This window comes from Kitasatospora sp. NPDC004669, assembly GCF_040609455.1.
In the GTDB taxonomy this organism is placed as follows: domain Bacteria; phylum Actinomycetota; class Actinomycetes; order Streptomycetales; family Streptomycetaceae; genus Kitasatospora.
Window position 1 is genome coordinate 21,576 of record NZ_JBEXKB010000044.1, and the last position, 17,989, is coordinate 39,564.

At 73.1% G+C, this 17,989-nt stretch carries 19 protein-coding genes; 10 read left to right on the forward strand and 9 right to left on the reverse strand.

Annotated elements, in window-relative coordinates; translation table 11 throughout:
* Window positions 1-48 precede the first annotated feature (48 nt).
* Window positions 49-651, reverse strand: coding sequence for a GNAT family N-acetyltransferase (locus ABZW30_RS30415; RefSeq protein WP_355674420.1), 603 nt, complete (start codon window positions 649-651; stop codon window positions 49-51).
* A gap of 84 nt (window positions 652-735) precedes the next feature.
* Between ABZW30_RS30415 and ABZW30_RS30420 the strand changes: the two genes are divergently transcribed.
* A complete protein-coding gene (locus ABZW30_RS30420) occupies window positions 736-912 on the forward strand; it encodes a hypothetical protein (RefSeq protein WP_355674421.1) in 177 nt (58 codons plus the stop codon).
* Here ABZW30_RS30420 and ABZW30_RS30425 read toward each other — a convergent pair.
* Together ABZW30_RS30425 and ABZW30_RS30430 are read right to left on the reverse strand one after the other, a co-directional pair.
* Window positions 894-1,553, reverse strand: a complete 660-nt coding sequence (locus ABZW30_RS30425) for a TNT domain-containing protein (protein ID WP_355674422.1) — start codon at window positions 1,551-1,553, stop codon at window positions 894-896. The two genes, ABZW30_RS30420 and ABZW30_RS30425, sit on opposite strands and share 19 nt — an antisense overlap.
* A 173-nt stretch (window positions 1,554-1,726) precedes the next feature.
* A complete protein-coding gene (locus tag ABZW30_RS30430; RefSeq protein ID WP_355674423.1) occupies window positions 1,727-3,040 on the reverse strand; it encodes a geranylgeranyl reductase family protein in 1,314 nt (437 codons plus the stop codon).
* 465 nt (window positions 3,041-3,505) lie between these two features.
* Here ABZW30_RS30430 and ABZW30_RS30435 point away from each other — a divergent pair, with 465 nt between their 5' ends.
* A complete protein-coding gene (locus ABZW30_RS30435) occupies window positions 3,506-4,600 on the forward strand; it encodes an LPXTG cell wall anchor domain-containing protein (RefSeq protein ID WP_355674424.1) in 1,095 nt (364 codons plus the stop codon).
* A 158-nt stretch (window positions 4,601-4,758) separates the two neighbouring features.
* Here the strand turns inward: ABZW30_RS30435 and ABZW30_RS30440 are convergent, their stop codons facing one another.
* From ABZW30_RS30440 to ABZW30_RS30450, 3 genes are all read right to left on the reverse strand, one after another.
* Window positions 4,759-5,862 (reverse strand): ionic transporter y4hA, encoded by a 1,104-nt coding sequence (locus ABZW30_RS30440; RefSeq protein WP_355674425.1) that lies wholly within the window; start codon window positions 5,860-5,862, stop codon window positions 4,759-4,761.
* A gap of 90 nt (window positions 5,863-5,952) precedes the next feature.
* Window positions 5,953-7,485 carry a serine/threonine-protein kinase gene (locus ABZW30_RS30445; RefSeq protein ID WP_355674426.1) on the reverse strand — a complete coding sequence of 511 codons (1,533 nt, stop codon included), beginning with the start codon at window positions 7,483-7,485 and terminating at the stop codon, window positions 5,953-5,955.
* Window positions 7,482-8,243, reverse strand: a complete 762-nt coding sequence (locus tag ABZW30_RS30450; protein ID WP_355674427.1) for a serine/threonine protein kinase — start codon at window positions 8,241-8,243, stop codon at window positions 7,482-7,484. Before ABZW30_RS30450 ends, ABZW30_RS30445 begins: the two co-directional genes overlap by 4 nt.
* 74 nt (window positions 8,244-8,317) lie before the next feature.
* On the opposite strand from ABZW30_RS30450, the gene ABZW30_RS30455 reads away from it, so the two are divergent.
* From ABZW30_RS30455 to nagB, 3 genes are all read left to right on the forward strand, one after another.
* Complete coding sequence (locus ABZW30_RS30455) at window positions 8,318-8,653, forward strand: SDR family oxidoreductase (RefSeq protein ID WP_355674428.1); 336 nt, start codon at window positions 8,318-8,320, stop codon at window positions 8,651-8,653.
* A 171-nt stretch (window positions 8,654-8,824) separates the two neighbouring features.
* Entirely contained in the window at window positions 8,825-9,232 is a 408-nt protein-coding gene (locus ABZW30_RS30460; RefSeq protein ID WP_355674429.1) for a hypothetical protein, read from the forward strand.
* Between the two features lie 242 nt (window positions 9,233-9,474).
* Complete coding sequence (gene nagB, locus ABZW30_RS30465) at window positions 9,475-10,257, forward strand: glucosamine-6-phosphate deaminase (protein ID WP_355674430.1); 783 nt, start codon at window positions 9,475-9,477, stop codon at window positions 10,255-10,257.
* A 77-nt stretch (window positions 10,258-10,334) separates the two neighbouring features.
* On the opposite strand, the gene ABZW30_RS30470 is transcribed toward nagB, so the two are convergent.
* A complete protein-coding gene (locus tag ABZW30_RS30470) occupies window positions 10,335-11,465 on the reverse strand; it encodes an aminotransferase class I/II-fold pyridoxal phosphate-dependent enzyme (RefSeq protein ID WP_355674431.1) in 1,131 nt (376 codons plus the stop codon).
* Window positions 11,466-11,470: 5 nt separating this feature from the next.
* On the reverse strand, window positions 11,471-12,130 hold the full coding sequence (locus ABZW30_RS30475; protein WP_355674432.1) for a PAS domain-containing protein: 660 nt from the start codon (window positions 12,128-12,130) through the stop codon (window positions 11,471-11,473).
* A 172-nt stretch (window positions 12,131-12,302) separates the two neighbouring features.
* On the opposite strand from ABZW30_RS30475, the gene ABZW30_RS30480 reads away from it, so the two are divergent.
* The 5 genes from ABZW30_RS30480 (at window position 12,303) to ABZW30_RS30500 (ending at window position 17,023) form a co-directional block, all read left to right on the forward strand.
* On the forward strand, window positions 12,303-12,746 hold the full coding sequence (locus ABZW30_RS30480; protein WP_355674433.1) for an Rrf2 family transcriptional regulator: 444 nt from the start codon (window positions 12,303-12,305) through the stop codon (window positions 12,744-12,746).
* Window positions 12,747-12,820: 74 nt separating this feature from the next.
* Window positions 12,821-14,002, forward strand: coding sequence for a globin domain-containing protein (locus ABZW30_RS30485; protein ID WP_355674434.1), 1,182 nt, complete (start codon window positions 12,821-12,823; stop codon window positions 14,000-14,002).
* Between the two features lie 87 nt (window positions 14,003-14,089).
* Window positions 14,090-14,851: a (Fe-S)-binding protein gene (locus ABZW30_RS30490; protein WP_355674435.1), complete on the forward strand. Its 762-nt coding sequence runs from the start codon at window positions 14,090-14,092 to the stop codon at window positions 14,849-14,851.
* A gap of 91 nt (window positions 14,852-14,942) precedes the next feature.
* Complete coding sequence (locus ABZW30_RS30495; protein ID WP_355674436.1) at window positions 14,943-16,370, forward strand: lactate utilization protein B; 1,428 nt, start codon at window positions 14,943-14,945, stop codon at window positions 16,368-16,370.
* Complete coding sequence (locus ABZW30_RS30500; protein WP_355674437.1) at window positions 16,367-17,023, forward strand: lactate utilization protein C; 657 nt, start codon at window positions 16,367-16,369, stop codon at window positions 17,021-17,023. The genes ABZW30_RS30495 and ABZW30_RS30500 overlap by 4 nt, the downstream gene beginning before the upstream one ends.
* On the opposite strand, the gene ddaH is transcribed toward ABZW30_RS30500, so the two are convergent.
* Window positions 17,010-17,837 carry a dimethylargininase gene (ddaH, locus tag ABZW30_RS30505; protein WP_355674438.1) on the reverse strand — a complete coding sequence of 276 codons (828 nt, stop codon included), beginning with the start codon at window positions 17,835-17,837 and terminating at the stop codon, window positions 17,010-17,012. The genes ABZW30_RS30500 and ddaH overlap by 14 nt on opposite strands.
* Window positions 17,838-17,989 lie beyond the last annotated feature (152 nt).

A 17,989-nucleotide genomic window follows, 5' to 3' on the forward strand; every position in this document is an offset into this window, starting at 1 on the left:
CCGCGGGGAACTCGGTGACGAGGCGGGCGAGTTCGGTGGGGCGCCCGGTCAGCCGAGGTCCGGGTCGGTGGCGAGGCGGGCATGCAGGTGCTCGTTCGTGTAGGGGCCGTCGCCGTAGCGGTAGGAGGCGCGCAGGGTGCCCTCGTACGGGAAGCCGGCGCGGGTGGCGACCCGGCAGGAGGCCTGGTTGTCGACGTCGTGGTAGAGCTCGATCCGGCGGACGCCGGCCGTGCGCACGCCCCAGCGGGTGACGGCGGTGGTGGCGCGGGTGGCCAGGCCGCGGCCGCGGGCGGTGGCGAGCAGCCAGTAGCCGACCATGGCGACGCCGTCGGCCCGGTCGGTCCAGCGCAGGGCGACGTTGCCGCACAGGGTGCCGTCGGCGGTGTCGGTGATGGCGAAGGAGGCCGTGCTGCCGTCGGCCCAGCGGGTGTCGGAGCGGTCGAGGTAGGCCTCGGCGCCAGCCGGATCGGCGGCGTCGCGCAGCGGGTTCCAGCGGACGATCTCCGGGTCGACCGCGGCGGCCGTCACGGCGGCGACGGTGCCGCCGGCCAGATCGAGGGCCCGGCCCCACGGGCGCAGCTGGACGTCGCCCAGGTCGACGACGTCGGGACGGAAGAGGCGCTGGTCGGTCGCGCCGGCACTGAGGGTCACCCGGCCTTCCTATCCCCTGCCCACCCTTGCCCGCCAGCGAATATTCCGGTTCCCGGCGGGCCGGCCGAGTGCGGGGATCGGGCTGTGATCGAGCTGCTGACGGCCCATGCGGGCGATGTCGGACCCGCAGTGCCGGTCGGGGTGTTCGCCGACGACATGAGCGCCTGGGGCGACGGCGACGTCCGGTGGTCGAGTCCTGGTGAACGACCGGGACTGATCACCGGACGCCGCGCGGCGCCGGGTCAGATCCGGGCCAGGTAGCCGTTCTCCACCAGCCACAGCACGTTCAACCTGGCCGGGCCGCCGGGCAGCAGGGAGGCGTCGAGTTGGTACTGCAGACCCCAGCCTGGCTGGTTGAACCAGGGCGCGATCGGGCCGGCGTGCACCTTGAACGCCTTGACCACCTTGTAGTCGTGGTAGTTGCAGCCGGCCGCCGGGGTGCCGTCGAGGCTCTGCGGCGGGATCGCGCGGTTGGCGTAGGGCAGGCCCTCGGGGGCGAGGAAGGAGCCGTACTCGCTGCCGTAGCGGTCGATGTTCTGGTTCGGGTGGAGCGTGATGTCGAATTCGACCCGGGTGCCGTCGGGCAGGGTGACGTAACCGTCGGCGGGCGGGTAGTTCCAGCCGCCCTTGCCGCCGTTGGCGGCCGGGTCGTAGTACTCGGCCAGGAAGTCCTGGTCGCTCGCACCGCCGGTGCGCCGGTAGCCGAGGAGCTGACGGCCGACCGGGCCGGTGCTGGGGAGGTCCTCGGGGCCGAGGCGCGCGTCGCTGTGCTGGAAGGTGGCGGAGCACTGGTCGGGCGGGGTGGCCGTACCGGTGTCGGCGGCCGCGGCGGGGATGCTCACGGCGGTCACGGCGGCGGCCGCGGCGAGGGGCGCGACGAACAGGCGAAGGCGAAGGCGCACGGTGTCTCCGTCGAACGGGGAATCGGTCGAAGAAGCAGCCACGGAGGGGCACGGTGCTCACCCTCCGTGGCTGGATCGACACCAGGCAATCGGATCGCCTGATCATTCGTCAACATGGTCCGACCGACGGCCCGTTGCACTCCCCGGTTTCGGCCAAACCCCGAACCTCCGCGTCACCGCCCCGGGGCGACCCGCCCGATCAGGTGGAGCAGCCGGTCCAGGGCGTCCTTGGAGTTGGGCTCGGTCAGGTTGACCATCAGTCGGAACGCCACCTTCAGCAGCGCCTGGTTGCCGAGTCCGGCCGCACCGGCGGCGCCGAGCAGCTTGGGGCGGCCGAGCAGGTCGGCGGTCAGCCGGCCGAGCGCGAAGTAGCCCGCGTAGGCGGAGTGCAGCGCCTGCGGGTAGGCGCGCAGGGCGAGTTCGCGGCCGCGGTCGGTGCGGCGGGCCCGGGCCTGGACGATGGTCTCGGCGGCGTAGCGGCCGGACTCCATCGCGTAGGCGATGCCCTCGCCGGTACCGGGGCTGACCGTGCCGCCCGCGTCGCCGACCAGCAGGAGGCCGTCGGCGTAGTGGGGTTGCCGGTTGAGGCCCATCGGGAGGGCGGAGCCGCGGATGGGCTCGGTGACGGCGTCGGGGGTGTAGCCGTAGCCGGGCGGGAGGTCGGCGCACCAGCGGCGCAGCAGATCGCGCCAGTCGAGGTCGGTCTTCTCGGTGTCGAGGACGCCGAGGCCGACGTTGGCGGTGCCGTCGCCCATGCCGAACACCCAGGCGTAGCCGGGCAGGAGGCGGCGGGCGGGGTCGGTGGGGTCGCGCAGGTCGAGCCAGGCCTCCAGGTAGCGGTCGTCGTGGCGCGGGGTGGTGAAGTAGGTGCGGTAGGCCACGCCCATGGCGCGGTCGGTGCGCCGGTGGCGCTTCATCGCGATGGAGAGCCGGGTGGAGTTGCCGTCGGCGGCGACCACGATCGGGGCGCGGTACTCGACGGGCTTGCGCCCCTCGCCCAGCTTGGCGCTGACGCCGACGATCCGGCCGGTCCGCTCGTCCGTCAACGGGCCTGCCACGTTGGCGCGTTCGACCAGCCGGGCGCCTGCCGAGGCGGCCTTGCGGGCGAGCAGTTCGTCGAAGTCGGCGCGGCGCCTGACCAGTCCGTAGCCGGGGAAGGCGGAGAGCTCGGGCCAGTCGAACTCCAGCGAGCGCCGCCCGGAGATCAGCCGCAGGCCGCGGTTGTGCAGCCAGCCGGCCTCCTCGGAGACGTCGATGCCCATGTCGACCAGCTGCTTGACGGTGCGCGGGGTGAGGCCGTCCCCGCAGACCTTCTCGCGCGGGAAGGCGGACTTCTCCAACAGCAGGACGTCCAGGCCGGTGCGGGCGAGGTGGTAGGCGGCGGTGGAGCCGGCCGGTCCGGCGCCGACCACGATGACGTCGGCGCTGCCCTCGGTCGGACCGGCTGCGTGTCGGTCCGGTCGCACCTGCTGCTCTGGGCCAGGCATCGCACATTCCCCCTGGGTCGGATCGGCTGCACATGACAACGGAACACACGCCGGATCACCCGATGGACCGCGCGGACCGGGTGGTTCCAGACGGACGATAGAGAACCGCGACCCCGGCCCGCCGCCCCGACACGCGACCCCGCCGCCTCGACCGGCCGAAACCGGCCACCCTCGCGGCCCATCGGTTCACCCGTCGACGCGGGACCCGCCCTTGACCGGCACCTCAGCCACCTGTGGCGCACACGAGTTGAACACAATCGGGTGATCGGATTGTTGTAGCGGACTAATCGGATCTATCTCTCTCAGTGATGCATTTCGGCCAAACCGCCCTTGCGTCATGTTTCTGACTACGGAACTTTTATGCCCTCTCGCTCGTACGGCACCGGCCCCGGTCCGGCCGCCGACCCGAGGGCTCCCTCCCACTGCGCAGGTTCGTCCCGACCTGCCGTACCCGATGGATCACGCATGCACATCCGCTCCACCGCAGCGCGCACCCTGGTGGCCGTCCCGACCGCCGCCGCCCTGATGCTGCTCGCCCCCGCCGCGCACGCCGTCGCCGGCGGCAACGGCAACGGCAAGGGCGCCCCCGGCAACAACGGCACCGTGAAGATCCACGACGCCGCCACCGGCCAGGAGGACGTGCGCAACGAGCCCAAGGTTTGCACCTTCTACCTGGACTCCTTCGGCTTCGACCCGAACCAGGACGTGCTCTGGGCGATCTTCGACATGAACGACATGTCCGAGCCGGTCGTCTACGGCGACATCCCGGTCGACGACCACGGCCACGTCCGCACCGAGGACATCAACCTGCCGGACGGCCACTACAAGCTGTTCTGGAAGGCCGTCCCGCTGGTCGACGGTGAGCTGCCGGAGCACCCGGACGTCAGCAACCCCAAGCACAAGGTCTTCAAGGTCGACTGCGGCGGCGACACCCCGGCCCCGACCGGCAAGCCCTCGCCGACCGCCACCCCGACCAAGGCCCCGTCGGCCGGCCCGACCGCCGTGCCGAGCACCACCCCCTCGCACACCGCCACGCCGACGCCGTCGCAGACCCCGGCTCCGACCCACACCCCCGAGCCGACCCACACCCCCGAGCCGACCCACACCCCGGCTCCGACCCACACCCCCGAGCCGACCCACTCGGCCACCCCCACCACCACCCCGGCGCCGGTCCCGCCGACCACCCCGGCCACCCCGGCCACCCAGCCGCCGGCGACGACCCCGCCGACCCCCGCGCCGACCACCCCGGCCGCCGGCGTCCCGACCGACGCCCCGAGCGACGCGCCCAGCACCGCCCCGAGCGCCGGCCCGTCCACCGCGCCGACCGCCACCGTGCCGGTGCACCCCGGGACCGGCACCAAGGTCAGCCCGGACCAGCCCCTGGTCGTTCCCGCCAAGGTCAGCGTCCCGACCCCGATCCCGGGCGCCGCCTCGGACGGCAAGAAGCTGGCCACCACCGGTAGCGACGGCACCCTGCTGTACGCGGGCGCCGGCACCGTCCTGCTGGCCGCCGGCGCGGGCGCGGTGCTCTACACCCGCCGTCGCCGCACCTCCTCCTGAGGCACTGGAGGCCCTCGGGTCTCCTGACAGCGCGGCCTCCGGGGGTCTGAGCCCTCCGGAGGTCGCACGCCGCGTCTGAGCCGCGGCGGCAGGGAGCCCCTGGCCCGCACGGGGGGACGGGCCAGGGGCTTCCACTCATGAGTACGGCCGACGGACCCTCAGGGGTTCACCGCCAGCACCACGAACTCCGCCAGCACCCCCAGGTGCACCGCGCCCTGGAGCAGGGTCGCCCGGCGCGGAATGACCGTCAGGGTGCCGAGCACGACGGTCAGCGTGAGCAGCACCATGTGCGCCGGTGCGAGGCCGAGGACCAGCGGGCCGGGGAGCCAGGCGGAGGCGATCGCGACCGCCGGGATGGTCAGGCCGATGCTGGCCAGCGCCGAACCGAGGGCCAGGTTGAGGCTGGTCTGCACCCGGTCGCGCAGGGCCGCGCGCAGCGCCGCGATGGTCTCCGGCAACAGCACCATCATGGCGATCGCCACGCCGACCACCGCGTGCGGCAGCCCGGCGTCGTTCACCGCGGACTCGATGGTCGGCGAGACGCTCTTGGCCAGGCCCACCACCGCGACCAGCGCGACGGCGAGCAGCAACAGGCTGACCCCGGCGGCCCGGACGGTGGGCGGACTCGCGTGGCCGTCCTCGTCCTCCCGGATCCTGCCCTCCGCCGTGACGGGCAGGAAGTAGTCCCGGTGCCGGAGGGTCTGGGTGGTCACGAACAGCCCGTAGACCACCAGCGAGGCGGTGGCCGCGTAGCTCAGCTGGGTCGTCGAGAACTGCGGGCCCGGCGCGCTGGTGGTGAAGGTCGGCAGCACCAGGCTGAGCGTGGCGAGGGTCGCGACGCAGGCGAGCGCGGCGCCGGTGCCCTCGGCGTTGAAGACGGCGGTCCGGTACTTGAGCGCGGCCACCAGGATGGACAGGCCGAGGATCCCGTTGCAGGTGATCATCAGGGCGGCGAACACGGTGTCCCGGGCCAGGGTCGAGGACTTGTCCCCGCCGTCGGCCATCAGCGTCACGATCAGCGCGACCTCGATCACGGTGACCGCCACCGCGAGCACGAGCGATCCGAACGGCTCCCCGGTCCAGTGGGCGATCACCTCGGCGTGGTGCACGGCGGCCAGCACGGCACCCATCAGGAAGCACGCGACCACGCCCACCACCCAGCCGGGCAGGTTCTCGTGCCAGGTCAGGGCGAGGACGACGAACGCCGTCACGGGGACGGCGACGGTCCATTGCGCGGCGACCGCGCGGAGCTTCGTGATCATGCGCCCGAGGATCCCAGACCTCGGTCCGGTCACCCGGGTACCCGCGCCGGATACGTATGGATGCGGCACGACTCATCCCGGTTCGGGCAGTCACCCGCCGTAGTCGGCAAGATACCTGAGCACTTTGTCGACATGTGGTCGGACCCGCTCCGGGACGCCCCCGGCGGCCGCCACCGACTTGTCGCTGGTGCGGTAGGCGGCGGTGACCAGAGCCGGCAGGTCGCGGGTGAAGCCGCGCCGCTTGAGCTGCTGGTCGAGCCAGCAGACGTAGTTGCCCATCGCGGCGATCGCGTCGCCCGGGTCCAGGTACGACTTGGCGCCGGGGTGGTTGGCGGCCTTGGACCAGGCCTCGAAGACCGCGGGCGTCCACATCGCGATGCCGTACTCGCCGGTCTCCGGGCGGGCCGCGTTCGGGTCGAAGCCGCTCTCGGCCTTGACCATCGCGGCCAGCAGGATCGGGGTGATCTCCGGCTCGGGGCAGCGCCGGGCGGCGTCCTCGATCACGCCCCGGTAGAGCGTCGGGACGTCCGAGCCGGCCGGGATCGCCCCCGGCGACGGCGCGGCCCGGTGGGCGGTCGACCCGACCGGCTCCGGGCCGCCGGTCAGCGCGAGCACGACGGCGGCGCAGGTCAGCAGGCCGAGGCCGGCCCGGACGGCGGCCCGGCGGCGCCCGGAGGCTCGGACGGTGGCGCGGGCGACCAGCGCGGCGAGGTCGGTGCGGGCGCGCTGGTCCCGGTCGGCGGCCAGGCAGGCGGCCACCACGGCCCGCCAGGGCACGGGCAACGCCTGGTCCGGCCGCAACGGGGCCGCGCCGCGGGCGTACGCCTGGGCGGCCAGCGAGCGGGCCCGGGCGGTGGCGCCGAGGAAGGGGTGCAGCCCGCCGGTGAGCAGTTGGTGGGCGATCACCCCGAAGGCCCAGATGTCGGCGCTGGGGCGCAGCGCGACCCCGCGCGCGCCGGTGCGCTGGGACCACCATTCGGGCGGCACGTGGTCGGGTGAGCCGAGCGGCGGGGCGTAGGCGTGGGTGCCCTCCAGTTCGGCGGTGAGGCCGAAGTCGGCGATCTTGGCGGTGCCGTCGGGCATCAGCAGGATGTTGGCCGGTTTGAGGTCCCCGTGGACCCAGCCGGCCCGGTGCATGTGGGTCAGTCCGGCGCAGACCTGGGCGAGGATGCGCTCGGCGCCGGGCACCGCCGTCCCGGGGCGGACGGTGGCGAGGAGGTCCTGCAGGCTGCGGGCGGCACGTTCCATCACCAGGGCCACGGCGCCGTCCAGGGCGGGGCGGTCGGGGTCGTCGACGGTGACCACCGCGAGGGTGCGGATCAGGTGGGGGTGGTCGGCGCGACGGCTGAACCGCAGCTCACTGTGGCCCATCTGGGCCGCGGTGCGACGCTGGCCGGGGCTGGACCGGGCCGGGCCGAGGATCTTGACGGCGGCCGGGGTGCCGTCCGGCCCGTCGGCCGCGTAGACGCTGCCCCAGGCGCCCGCGCCGAGGAACGCACCGGTGCGGTAGCCGGCCAGGGGATAGCCCTCGGGAACCTCGAAGGGCGGCCGCGCGTCCGGGAGGTGTTCCTTCGGCGACTGGGGCTCGGGCCGGGCGGCGCCCGCTTGATCGGCAGGGGTCACGGCCGGGTGGCCCGGCGCCGGGGCGGGAGCAGGGCCAGGTGCTCCTCCCGGACGAGGTCGAACCTCAGCGCCAGGGCGACGAGTTCCTCGCGCTTGCCGCCGGCCGTGCCCTCCTCGTACGGCTCACGCAGCCGCAGTTTGGTGCACACCAGGTAGTCGATGTGGTAGTTCACCGCCGAGCGGGTCAGCCCGCGGCAGGAAGGCAGAGCGCGCAGCCGGGCCAGCACGTCGGCCACGCCGGGGACGGCGGCGGTGGAGGGCGAGCGCAGCCGGGGTTCGCAGAGCGCGAGCAGGACGAGGAAGTACTTGGCGGTCGGGTCCAGGGCGAAGGGGCTGACGGTGCGCTCGCCGCCGACGCCGCTCGGGCCGCCGTCCAGGTAGGCGTGCTGCGGGGCGAAGACCTTGAAGGAGGCGGGTTCGCCGAGGGCGGGCAGCAGAACCCGGGAGAGCTCGAAGGGGACGGGCGCACCGAGGCGGCCGGGGGCCACCTTGACGTGTTCCCCCGCACCCTCCAGGTTCTCCACCACATAGGTGGCGGTGGTGCTGAAGTTGGACAGCCGCCAGTAGTCCTCGGCCGCGGCCACCTCGCCGGCGCGGCGGGAGACGCCCTGGTCGGGCAGCGGGATGGCGACCGGTCGTCCGGGTTCGCCGCGCCCGAACACCGCCGTCTCGCCCGGACCCATCCGCAGCAGTCCGGGCGACCCGCCGGGTGCCATGTCCGGCCCCGGGCCGGGCAGTTGCACGATGACCGTGTCCACGCAGTCGCCTCCGCTGGGATCGGGTCGATGGTATCCGTCCGATTCGCCGCAGCGGCAACGCGCCACCCGGACGAGTGAAGGACCACAAAAGGGCGATTCAAGGACTGGTCAAAGTGGCGGCGTTGGCGTACGGGACGCGGGGCATCAGGATCAACGCGATGCTCCCGGGCACCACGGACACCGCCTTCGCCCGACCGCCGGGCATCCCGGACGCGGCCTGGGCGTGGTTCAAGAAGGCCTACGGGCCGCTGAACGTCGAGGGGTTGGAGCGGATGGCCGAGCCGGCCGGGATCGCCCGGGCGATCCTGGCGCTGACCTGCGACGACTCCGTCCATCAGACCGGGGCCTCAGGACCGGTGGACGGCGGGGCGACGGCCGGACGGCGGATGGTCGCGCCACCTACGAACTGATCATCCGTCAGACCGCAGTTCGTCCGTGTGCTGAACATTCAGCGAACGATTGCAGCCAGTAGTTGAACGGTCACCATGGGTGTGACGCAACGCACACACAACACGTCCATGATTTGTGCAAGACTCATCTCAAGGAGTGAGATTCCCTTAATTTCCAAGGAGGTTCGTATCATGCGCACTCGGATCGCAGCTGTGATGCTGACGGTGGCAGGGATCGCGACCCTGACGGCCGGTCCCGCCATGGCCGCCACGGCGACGTCCGAGACCGGCACCGCGGCCTGCGCCACGGTGCTCAACCGCCCCTGCATATCGCACCAGGCCGACGGCGAGGGCATCGTCGGCATCGCCCAGGTCAGCGCCGACCCGAACCAGTTGACGATGGTTCAGGTCGAGGTCCGCACCCAGCAGGCCTGGGGCAGCCCGTGGGAGCCGGTCGCCAGCGCCACCACCGTGCGGCTCGGCTCGGCTCAGGCGGTCACCCCCCGTGTGACCGCCACCGCCCCGCGCATCATCTGCGCCACCGCCGGCCCGGCACTGGACGCGAGCAAGCAGGTCACCACCTGTACCAACCCGTTCTGACCGGGAGCCGCCGAGACGCGCCGCCCGTTCCGCACGACGAGGCGGCATCCGCAAGACCGGGCACCGGGAGCCGGGGCGTTCGCGCCCCGGCTCCCTCCACACCCGCCCCGGCGGCCCCCACCAGGCACGACGCCCACGGGTCCGCGCCGGGCCCCGGGTGGACCTGGGGCCCCGTTCACGGCAAACTGGTCTAGACCTCGGAGGTCTAGACCTCAGACTCGCCTCAGAACGGTGGACCCAGTATGGAAATCGTGATCGTCCCTGACGCCTCAGCGGCCGGCGAACTCATCGCCGCGGCGATCACCGATCTGCTGACCGGCAAGCCCGACGCCCTGCTCGGTGTCGCGACCGGCTCGACCCCGCTGCCGATCTACCAGGCCCTCGCCGCGCGGGTCCGGGACGGCCGTCTGGACGCCTCCCGGGCGCGCGTCTGCCAGCTGGACGAGTACGTCGGCCTGCCCGTCGGCCACCCGGAGTCCTACCGCTCGGTCGTGCTGCGCGAGGTCGTGGAGCCGCTCGGCCTGACCGAGGACTCCTTCCTGGGCCCGGACGGCAACGCGGCCGACATCGCCGCGGCCGCCACCGCCTACGACCGCGCGCTGGCCGAGGCCGGCGGCGTGGACCTCCAGCTGCTCGGCATCGGCACCGACGGCCACATCGGCTTCAACGAGCCCTGCTCCTCGCTCGCCTCCCGGACCCGGATCAAGACCCTGACCCGGCAGACCCGTGTGGACAACGCCCGCTTCTTCACCAGCATCGACGAGGTCCCGCACCACGTCATCACCCAGGGCATCGGCACCATCATGGAGGCCCGCCACCTGGTGCTGCTCGCCACCGGCGAGGCCAAGGCCGAGGCCGTCGCGCTGGCCGTCGAGGGCCCGCTCGCCGCCGCAGTCCCCGCCTCGGCGCTGCAACTGCACCCCCACGCCACCGTGGTGGTGGACGAGGCCGCCGCCTCCCGCCTCAAGCTGGCCGACTACTTCCGCGACACCTACGCGGCCAAGCCGGTCTGGCAGAAGCTCTGACCCTTGCGCCGTCGCAGCCGGGGCGCCGACCTCCGTGGTCAGCGCCCCGGCCGTCCGGCCCTCAGCTGTTCGGGCTGCTACCGCTTGCGGAGCCAGTCCGCGAAGGCCTCCAGCGCCGGGCCCGGGTCGCTGCGGCCGACGCCGATCCGGAAGCGGTCGACCGGGGTGGGGGTGAGCTCGGAGCGGAACATGCTCGCGGGCATCAGCAGCACGCCCGCCTGCTCGACCAGCGCGGTGCAGAAGTCCTCCACCCCGTCCGCGCCGAGGTAGCGCGGGTAGGCGACGCAGCCGCCGTCCGGGGCGCGCCAGTCGAAGAGCTCGGGGAACTCGGCGAAGAAGGCGTCGAACCGCGGCAGGTTCTCCGCGATGATGCCCCGGTTGCGGGCCAGGATCCGGTCCCGGGCGGTGATCGCGATCCGGGCCAGCACCTCGCTGGGCGCCGAGTTGCAGATCGTGGTGTAGTGCTTGGCCCGCTCCAGCCGGGTGCGCAGCTCCCGGTCCCGGCAGGCGATCCAGCCGATCCGCAGCCCGGGCAGGCCGAGTGACTTGGAGGTCACGTTGAGCGAGAGCGCGGTCGCCGAGAGGTCGGCGGCCTGCGGCAGGATGCGGGCCGGGTCGCGCTCCAGGCCGCGGTAGACCTCGTCCGAGAACAGCCGGATGCCACGCTCCTCGCACAGCTCGACGAGGCGGGTGAAGTCGGCGGCGTCGATCACCTTGCCGGTCGGATTGTTGGGGAAGTTGACCGACAGCAGCTTGGTGTTGGGGCGCAGCGCCGCCTCGACCGCGTCCAGGTCGAGCGCCCAGTCCCGGTGCTCGTCCAGCGCGACGCCGGTGACCTCGCAGAGCGAGAGCGGGATGGTCTCGGCGGACTGGTAGTTGGGGGTCAGCACGACGGCGTGGTCGCCCGGTTCGAGCAGCACCTGCATGGCGAGGTTGATGCCCTCCTGGGCACCGCCGAAGCAGATCACGTCGTCCGCCCCGACCCGCTCGTACATCCCGGCGACGGCCTGACGCAGGCCCGGGTCGCCGAAGGTCTCGGTGTAGCCGAGCCCGAGGGTGTCCCAGGCCTCGCGGTCCTCGGGGCCGGCCATGGCGAGCAGCTCGGCCATCGTCATGGTCTGGGCGTCGGAGGCGGTCAGGTGGTGGCGCGCGGTGAACTCCCAGCGCGAGAAGTAGGTTTCGAGCCGGAAGTCGGGCAGCTGGGTCAACGGTCTCAGTCCTTCCTGAGGCTGGCGGCACTGGGGCCCGCGGGGTGCTTGAGTTCGGCGAGCAGGGCATAGGCGGTGGAGCGGGAGATCCGCAGCGCGGTGGCGACGGCGGGGACGGCGCGGCGGACGGCGAACACCCCGGCCTCGTCCAGCTCACGCAGCACGGTGAGCCGGTCCTCGCGGGTGAAGCGCTCCAGCGGGCGGCCCTGGGCGCGGACGTGGCCGCCGATCACGTCGTTCATCCGCTCGGTCCAGTCGCGCTCGAACAGCGGCTCGGGGCGGGCCACGGTCGGCGCGGCGAAGTTCGCCAGCAGGGCCGCGGCCTGCTCCAGCGGGCCGCGGTCGAGGTTGACGCAGAGCACCGCCGAGGGGCGTCCGGCCCGGTCGCGCAGCACGGCGCTGACCGAGGAGAGCCGTCGGCCGTCCGGCAGCAGCTTCTCGTAGGGGCCGTAGACGTCGGGCGCGGAGGGGTCCAGCTGGTCGAGTTCGCCGAGTAGCGAGGGGTCGCCGGGGGCACGGGTGGTCATCGGGTTCCAGATGGCCAGCACCCGGTCGGTGGCGGTGTCGTGCAGCACCACCTCGGCGTAGGGGCCGAGCAGCAGCGCCACCGCGCGGCAGACCGGCGACCAGGTCCGGACGCGCGGGTCGGGGTTTTCGGCAGGCATATATGGACTGTACGTCCGGTCCGGACACTTCGTCCAGGCATTCGTACGACATTCGACCGGAATGCGGTTGCGGCGGCCGCCCGAGGAGCCCACCGGGGGGCGTGACCAGGGTCTCGATCGGGATCGTGCAGAAAATTGGAGTTGGAGAGTCGTATTCGGTAGCGTTTTGAACGTGAGGCTGACCAAGAGCACCGACATCGCCCTGCGCATCGCCATGCGGCTGGCCGTACTCGGCGAGGGCGAGAACCCGACCACCCGGGAAGTGGCCGAGTCGGTCGGTGTGCCGTACACCCACGCGGCGAAGGTGGTCAGCAGGCTGCAGCACCTCGGGGTGGTGGAGGCCCGGCGCGGGCGCGGCGGCGGGCTGATGCTCACCTTCGCCGGGCGGACCGGTTCGCTCGGGCTGCTGCTGCGTGAGCTGGAGGGCGTCGGGGACGTGGTCGGCTGCGAGGACGACCCGCCCTGCCCGCTGCGGGCGGCCTGCCGACTGCGCGGGGCACTGCGGAACGCGCAGGAGGCCTTCTTCGCCGCGCTCGATCCGCTCAGCATCGACGATCTGGTGGCCTCCCCCACCGGTCCGGTGCTGCTCAGCCTCACCACGAGACCCGCCGACTGACCCCATCCCCCCGGGATCAGTCGGCACCCACAGCCTTTAATGCGAATCTGAGATACCAGTTAGGAGCTCCTCTGATGCTGTCCGTGAAATCCGCCGAGGTCGTCGAAGCCACCCTGCCCGTCGTGGGCGCCGCGATCGGTGACATCACCCCGCGCTTCTACGACCGGCTGTTCGCCGCGCACCCGGAGCTGCTGCGCGACCTGTTCAACCGGGGCAACCAGGCCAACGGCACCCAGCGCCAGGCACTGGCCGGCTCGATAGCCGCCTTCGCCTCCGCACTGATCGCCAACCCCGACCAGCGGCCGGACGCGATGCTCGCGCGGATCGCGCACAAGCACGTCTCGGTCGGCATCGACAACGAGCAGTACAAGGTCGTCCACGAGCACCTGTTCGCCGCCATCGTCGAGGTGCTCGGCGAGGCCGTCACCCCCGAGGTCGCCGCCGCCTGGGACGAGGTGTACTGGCTGATGGCCAACGCGCTGATCGCCGTCGAGGACCGGCTGCGCGGCGAGGCCGCCGTCGGCGGGGACCCGGCCGACCTGTGGCGCCCGTACACCGTGGTCACCCGCCACCAGGAGACCGACACCGTCACCAGCTACCTGGTCCGCCCGGCCGACGGCCGTCCCGTCCCGGCCTCCCGCCCCGGCCAGTACGTCTCGGTCCGCACCGAACTGGCCGACGGCGCCCACCAGATCCGCCAGTACAGCCTGTCCGGCGGCGCCGACGGCGCGCTGCGCTTCAGCGTCAAGCGCGAGCCCGGCGGCGAGGTCTCCGGCCACCTGCACGACCATCTGAAGACCGGCGACACCGTCGAACTGGCACCCCCGATGGGCGACGTCTTCCTGGCCGAGGGCGACGGCCCGGTGCTGCTCGCCTCCGCCGGGATCGGCAACACCCCGATGATCGCGATGCTCGACCACCTCGCCTCGACCGGCTCCGCCCGGCAGGTCGTCTCGGTGCACGGCGACCGCGACCAGCTCAGCCACGCCTTCCGCGCCGACCTGGAGCAGCTGACCGCCAAGCTCCCGAACGCCGCCGCCCACGTCTTCTACGAGCAGCCGCTCGGCGAGTGGCCGGCCGAGCGCACCGGGCTGGTCGACCTCTCCACCGTGGAGATCCCGGCCGGCACCACCGCCTACCTGTGCGGCCCGCTGCCTTTCCTGCGCGCCGTCCGCGGCCAGCTGCTCGCGGCGGGCGTCCCGGCGGCGGACATCCACTACGAGGTGTTCGGGCCGGACCTCTGGCTCGGCGTCTGACGTTCCTTCGCCAGGTCCTTCGTCAGCGCCGGTCCGCCCGATACGATCTCGGGCGGACCGGTGCCGCTTCGACCGAAGGAGCCAGGGTTGCGGGTCGCGCTGTTCGCCACCTGCGTCAACGACGCGCTCTTCCCCGCCACGGCGGTCGCCACCGTGCGGCTGCTGGAACGCCTCGGGGTGACGGTGGACTTCCCCGCCGGGCAGACCTGTTGCGGGCAGCCGCAGTACAACACCGGCTACCGGCGGGCCTGTGAGCCGCTGGTGCGGCGCACCGCCCGGGCCTTCGCCGGGTACGACCACGTGGTGACGCCCTCGGGCTCCTGCGTGGCGATGGTCCGGGACAACTACCCCCGGATCGGCGCCCGGGCCGCCGCCGAGGGCCGGGGCAGCGAACTCACCGATGCCGCCGTCGACTTGGCGCCCCGGGTGGTCGAGCTCACCGAGTTCCTCACCGATGTGCTCGGGGTCGAGGACGTCGGCGCCCACTTCCCGTACACCGTCACCTACCACCCCTCCTGCCACGGCCTGCGGATGCTCGGCCTGGGCGAGCGGCCGCTGCGGCTGCTGCGCGCCGTCAAGGGCCTGGAGCTGGTGGAGCTGCCCGGCGCGGAGGAGTGCTGCGGCTTCGGCGGGACGTTCGCGGTCAAGAACGCTGCGGTCTCGGCGGCGATGGCCGAGGACAAGCTCGCCAACGCCCTCGGCACCGGCGCCCAAGTGCTGTGCGGCGCCGACAACTCCTGCCTGCTGCACCTCGGCGGCACATTGCGCCGCCGGGGTGAGGCGCTGCGCCCGCTGCACCTCGCGGAGATCCTGGCCAGCACCGAGGAGCACCCCTGGAGGCCCACGTGAGCGAGCGAACCATCAAGAGGTGCGGATGGGCGAATGCCCCCGCCGAGCGGTGGGGGTACCCCCGGCCGGAGGCTGGGGGAGAGGCGGGCGCATGAGCACTTTCCTCGGCATGCCCGCCTTCCCGCAGGCCGCCGCCCGGGCGGTACGGGACGGGCGGCTGCGCGCCAATCTGCGGCACGCGACCCACACCATCCGCGACAAGCGCGCCCGGGCCGTCGCCGAGCTCGCCGACTGGGCCGAGCTGCGCGCCGCCGGGAAGGCGATCAAGGACCACACGCTACGCCATCTCGACCGCTACCTGGTGCAGTTGGAGGAGTCCGTCACGGCGGCGGGCGGCACCGTGCACTGGGCGGCCGACGCCGCCGAGGCCAACCGGATCGTCGCCGGGCTCGTGAAGGCCACCGGCGCCAGTGACGACGACATGCGTGAGGTCGTCAAGGTCAAGTCGATGGCCACCCAGGAGATCGGGCTCAACGAGGCGCTCGCCGCCGAGGGGATCACCGCCTACGAGACCGATCTCGCCGAGCTGATCGTCCAGTTGGGCGATGACCGGCCCTCGCACATCCTGGTCCCGGCGATCCACCGCAACCGGGGCGAGATCCGGAAGATCTTCGCCGAGCGGATGGCCGCCTGGGGCCGCCCGGCGCCCGAGGGGTTGACCGACCGCCCCGCCGAACTCGCCGAGGCCGCCCGGCTACACCTGCGGGAGAAGTTCCTGCGCGCCCAAGTGGCCGTCTCCGGCGCCAACTTCATGGTCGCCGAGACCGGCACCCTGGTGGTGGTGGAGTCCGAGGGCAACGGCCGGATGTGCCTCACCCTCCCCCGCACCCTGATCTCGGTGGTCGGCATCGAGAAGGTCGTGCCGACCTGGCGGGACCTGGAGGTCTTCCTCCAACTGCTCCCCCGCTCCTCCACCGCCGAGCGGATGAACCCGTACACCTCGCTGTGGACCGGGACGACCGACGGCGACGGCCCGTCCGAGTTCCACCTGGTGCTGCTGGACAACGGTCGCACCGCCGCACTGGCCGACCAGGTCGGGCGACAGGCGCTGCGCTGCATCCGCTGCTCGGCCTGCCTCAACGTCTGCCCGGTGTACGAGCGGGCCGGCGGGCACGCCTACGGCTCGGTCTACCCGGGCCCGATCGGCGCCATCCTGACACCCCAACTGCGCGGCACCACAAGCCCGGTGGACGCCTCGCTGCCGTACGCCTCCTCGCTCTGCGGAGCCTGCTACGAGGTGTGCCCGGTGGCGATCGACATCCCCGAGGTGCTGGTGCACCTGCGCGAGCGGGTCGCCGAGCAGGGCGGGCACCCGCTGGAGCGGGCGGCCATGGCGGCCGCCGGGTACGTGCTGGACCACCCGACGGCACTGGCGGCCGCCGAACGACTGGCCGGGCGCACCAGGGCCCTGCACCCGAGCCGGCTGCCCGGGCCCGGGCGGGCCTGGACCGACACCCGGGACCTGCCGCAGGTGCCGGCCGAACCGTTCCGTGACTGGTGGCGGAGGAACCGCGCATGAAATCAAGGGAGTTGATCCTCGGCCGGATCCGGGCCGCGCTCGGGAACGCCGGGGAGGTGGCGGAACAGCCGCTACCGCGCGAGTACGCGAGCGCGCACGTGGCGCCCGACGATCCGGCCGCGCTGCTCGACCTGCTGCACCGCAACCTGGCCGACTACCGGGCGCGGGTCCACCGCTGCTCCGCCGCCGAACTGCCGGGCCGCATCGCCGGGTTGCTCACCGCGCGCGGCAGCCGCACGGTCGCCGTGCCGGCCGGGCTGCCGGACGAGTGGCTGGCGGCGACCACCGGGGTCGAGCTGCTGCCGGACGACGGCGGCCTCACCGCCGCCCGACTGGACGCGGTGGACAGCGTGGTCACCGGCTGCGCGCTGGCGATCGCCGAGACCGGGACGATCGTGCTGGACGCCGGCCCGGGTCAGGGCCGGCGGCTGCTCTCGCTCGTCCCGGACCACCACATCTGCGTGGTCCGGGCGCCCGAGCAGGTGGTCGCCTCGGTGCCGCTCGCGTTGCCCCGGCTCGACCCGGCGCGCCCGCAGACCTGGATCTCCGGGCCGTCGGCGACCAGCGACATCGAGCTGGACCGGGTCGAGGGGGTGCACGGGCCGCGCACCCTGGAGGTGCTGCTGACCTCGCCGGACGTCACTGCGGCCTGAGCTCCAGGGTGCAGCACTTCGCTCCGCCGCCGCCCTTGAGCAGCTCCGAGACGTCCACCGGGATCGGCTCGTAGCCGGCCTCGGCGAGCCGGCCCGCCAGGTTCTTGGCCGCCTCCGGCAGCAGCACCCGACGGCCGTCCGAGACCGCGTTCAGCCCGAACACCTCGGCGTCCGCGCGGTCGGCGAGGATCGCGTCCGGGTAGAGGGAGCGCAGCACCGAACGGCTGTGGGCGTCGAAGGCCTCCGGGTAGTACATGACGTGGTCGTCGGCGAGCACGGCCAGCGCGGTGTCCAGGTGGTAGAACCGGGGATCGACCAGGGTCAGGCTGACCACCGGCACGCCGAACAGCTCCCCCGCCTCGGCGTGGGCGGCCCGCGAGGTGCGGAAGCCCGTCCCGGCGAGCACCCGGCGGCCGACCACCAGGTGGTCGCCCTCGCCCTCGTTGACGTGCCCGGCCCGGTGCACCGCGCGGTAGCCGCGCGAGCGGAACCAGGCCTGGTAGGCGTCGGACTCGGCGGCCCGCTCCGGGTAGCGGAAGGTCGCCACCAGGGCCCGGCCGTCCAGCACGGTGGCACCGTTGGCGGCGTACACCATGTCGGGCAGCCCGGGCACCGGGTCGATCAGCTCGACGGTGTGGCCGAGGCGGCGGTACGTCCAGTAGAGCCGCTCCCACTGGCGGACGGCCAGCGCGGTGTCGGTGGGCTGCGCCGGGTCCATCCACGGGTTGATCGCGTAGTCCACCGTGAAGTACGTCGGCCGGCACATCAGGTAGCGCCGCGGCCGCGCCGCACGTGCCGGGGTGTGCGTGGGCATTGCTCAACCGTCCTCGGATCGCCGGAAGTTGGGGTTACACCTCGTCTGGGGGCGCACCTCGTCGGGGGTGCACCTCCTTCCAGAGGCGGCTGCCCCGTCGCTCCCGTTCGCACACCCGCGCGGGCGCCCCCGCCGGGCGCAACCCCCCGCGC

What these genes read in the sequence shown, in the direction of transcription:
- ABZW30_RS30430 (WP_355674423.1), bottom strand. Translation starts at nt 3,040, where the DNA reads ATGCCTGGCCCAGAGCAGCAGGTGCGACCGGACCGACACGCAGCCGGT.
- nagB (WP_355674430.1), top strand. Translation starts at nt 9,475, where the DNA reads ATGGAAATCGTGATCGTCCCTGACGCCTCAGCGGCCGGCGAACTCATC.
- ABZW30_RS30475 (WP_355674432.1), bottom strand. Translation starts at nt 12,130, where the DNA reads ATGCCTGCCGAAAACCCCGACCCGCGCGTCCGGACCTGGTCGCCGGTC.
- ABZW30_RS30500 (WP_355674437.1), top strand. Translation starts at nt 16,367, where the DNA reads ATGAAATCAAGGGAGTTGATCCTCGGCCGGATCCGGGCCGCGCTCGGG.
- ddaH (WP_355674438.1), bottom strand. Translation starts at nt 17,837, where the DNA reads ATGCCCACGCACACCCCGGCACGTGCGGCGCGGCCGCGGCGCTACCTG.
- ABZW30_RS30435 (WP_355674424.1), top strand. Translation starts at nt 3,506, where the DNA reads ATGCACATCCGCTCCACCGCAGCGCGCACCCTGGTGGCCGTCCCGACC.
- ABZW30_RS30440 (WP_355674425.1), bottom strand. Translation starts at nt 5,862, where the DNA reads ATGATCACGAAGCTCCGCGCGGTCGCCGCGCAATGGACCGTCGCCGTC.
- ABZW30_RS30495 (WP_355674436.1), top strand. Translation starts at nt 14,943, where the DNA reads ATGAGCACTTTCCTCGGCATGCCCGCCTTCCCGCAGGCCGCCGCCCGG.
- ABZW30_RS30460 (WP_355674429.1), top strand. Translation starts at nt 8,825, where the DNA reads ATGCGCACTCGGATCGCAGCTGTGATGCTGACGGTGGCAGGGATCGCG.
- ABZW30_RS30485 (WP_355674434.1), top strand. Translation starts at nt 12,821, where the DNA reads ATGCTGTCCGTGAAATCCGCCGAGGTCGTCGAAGCCACCCTGCCCGTC.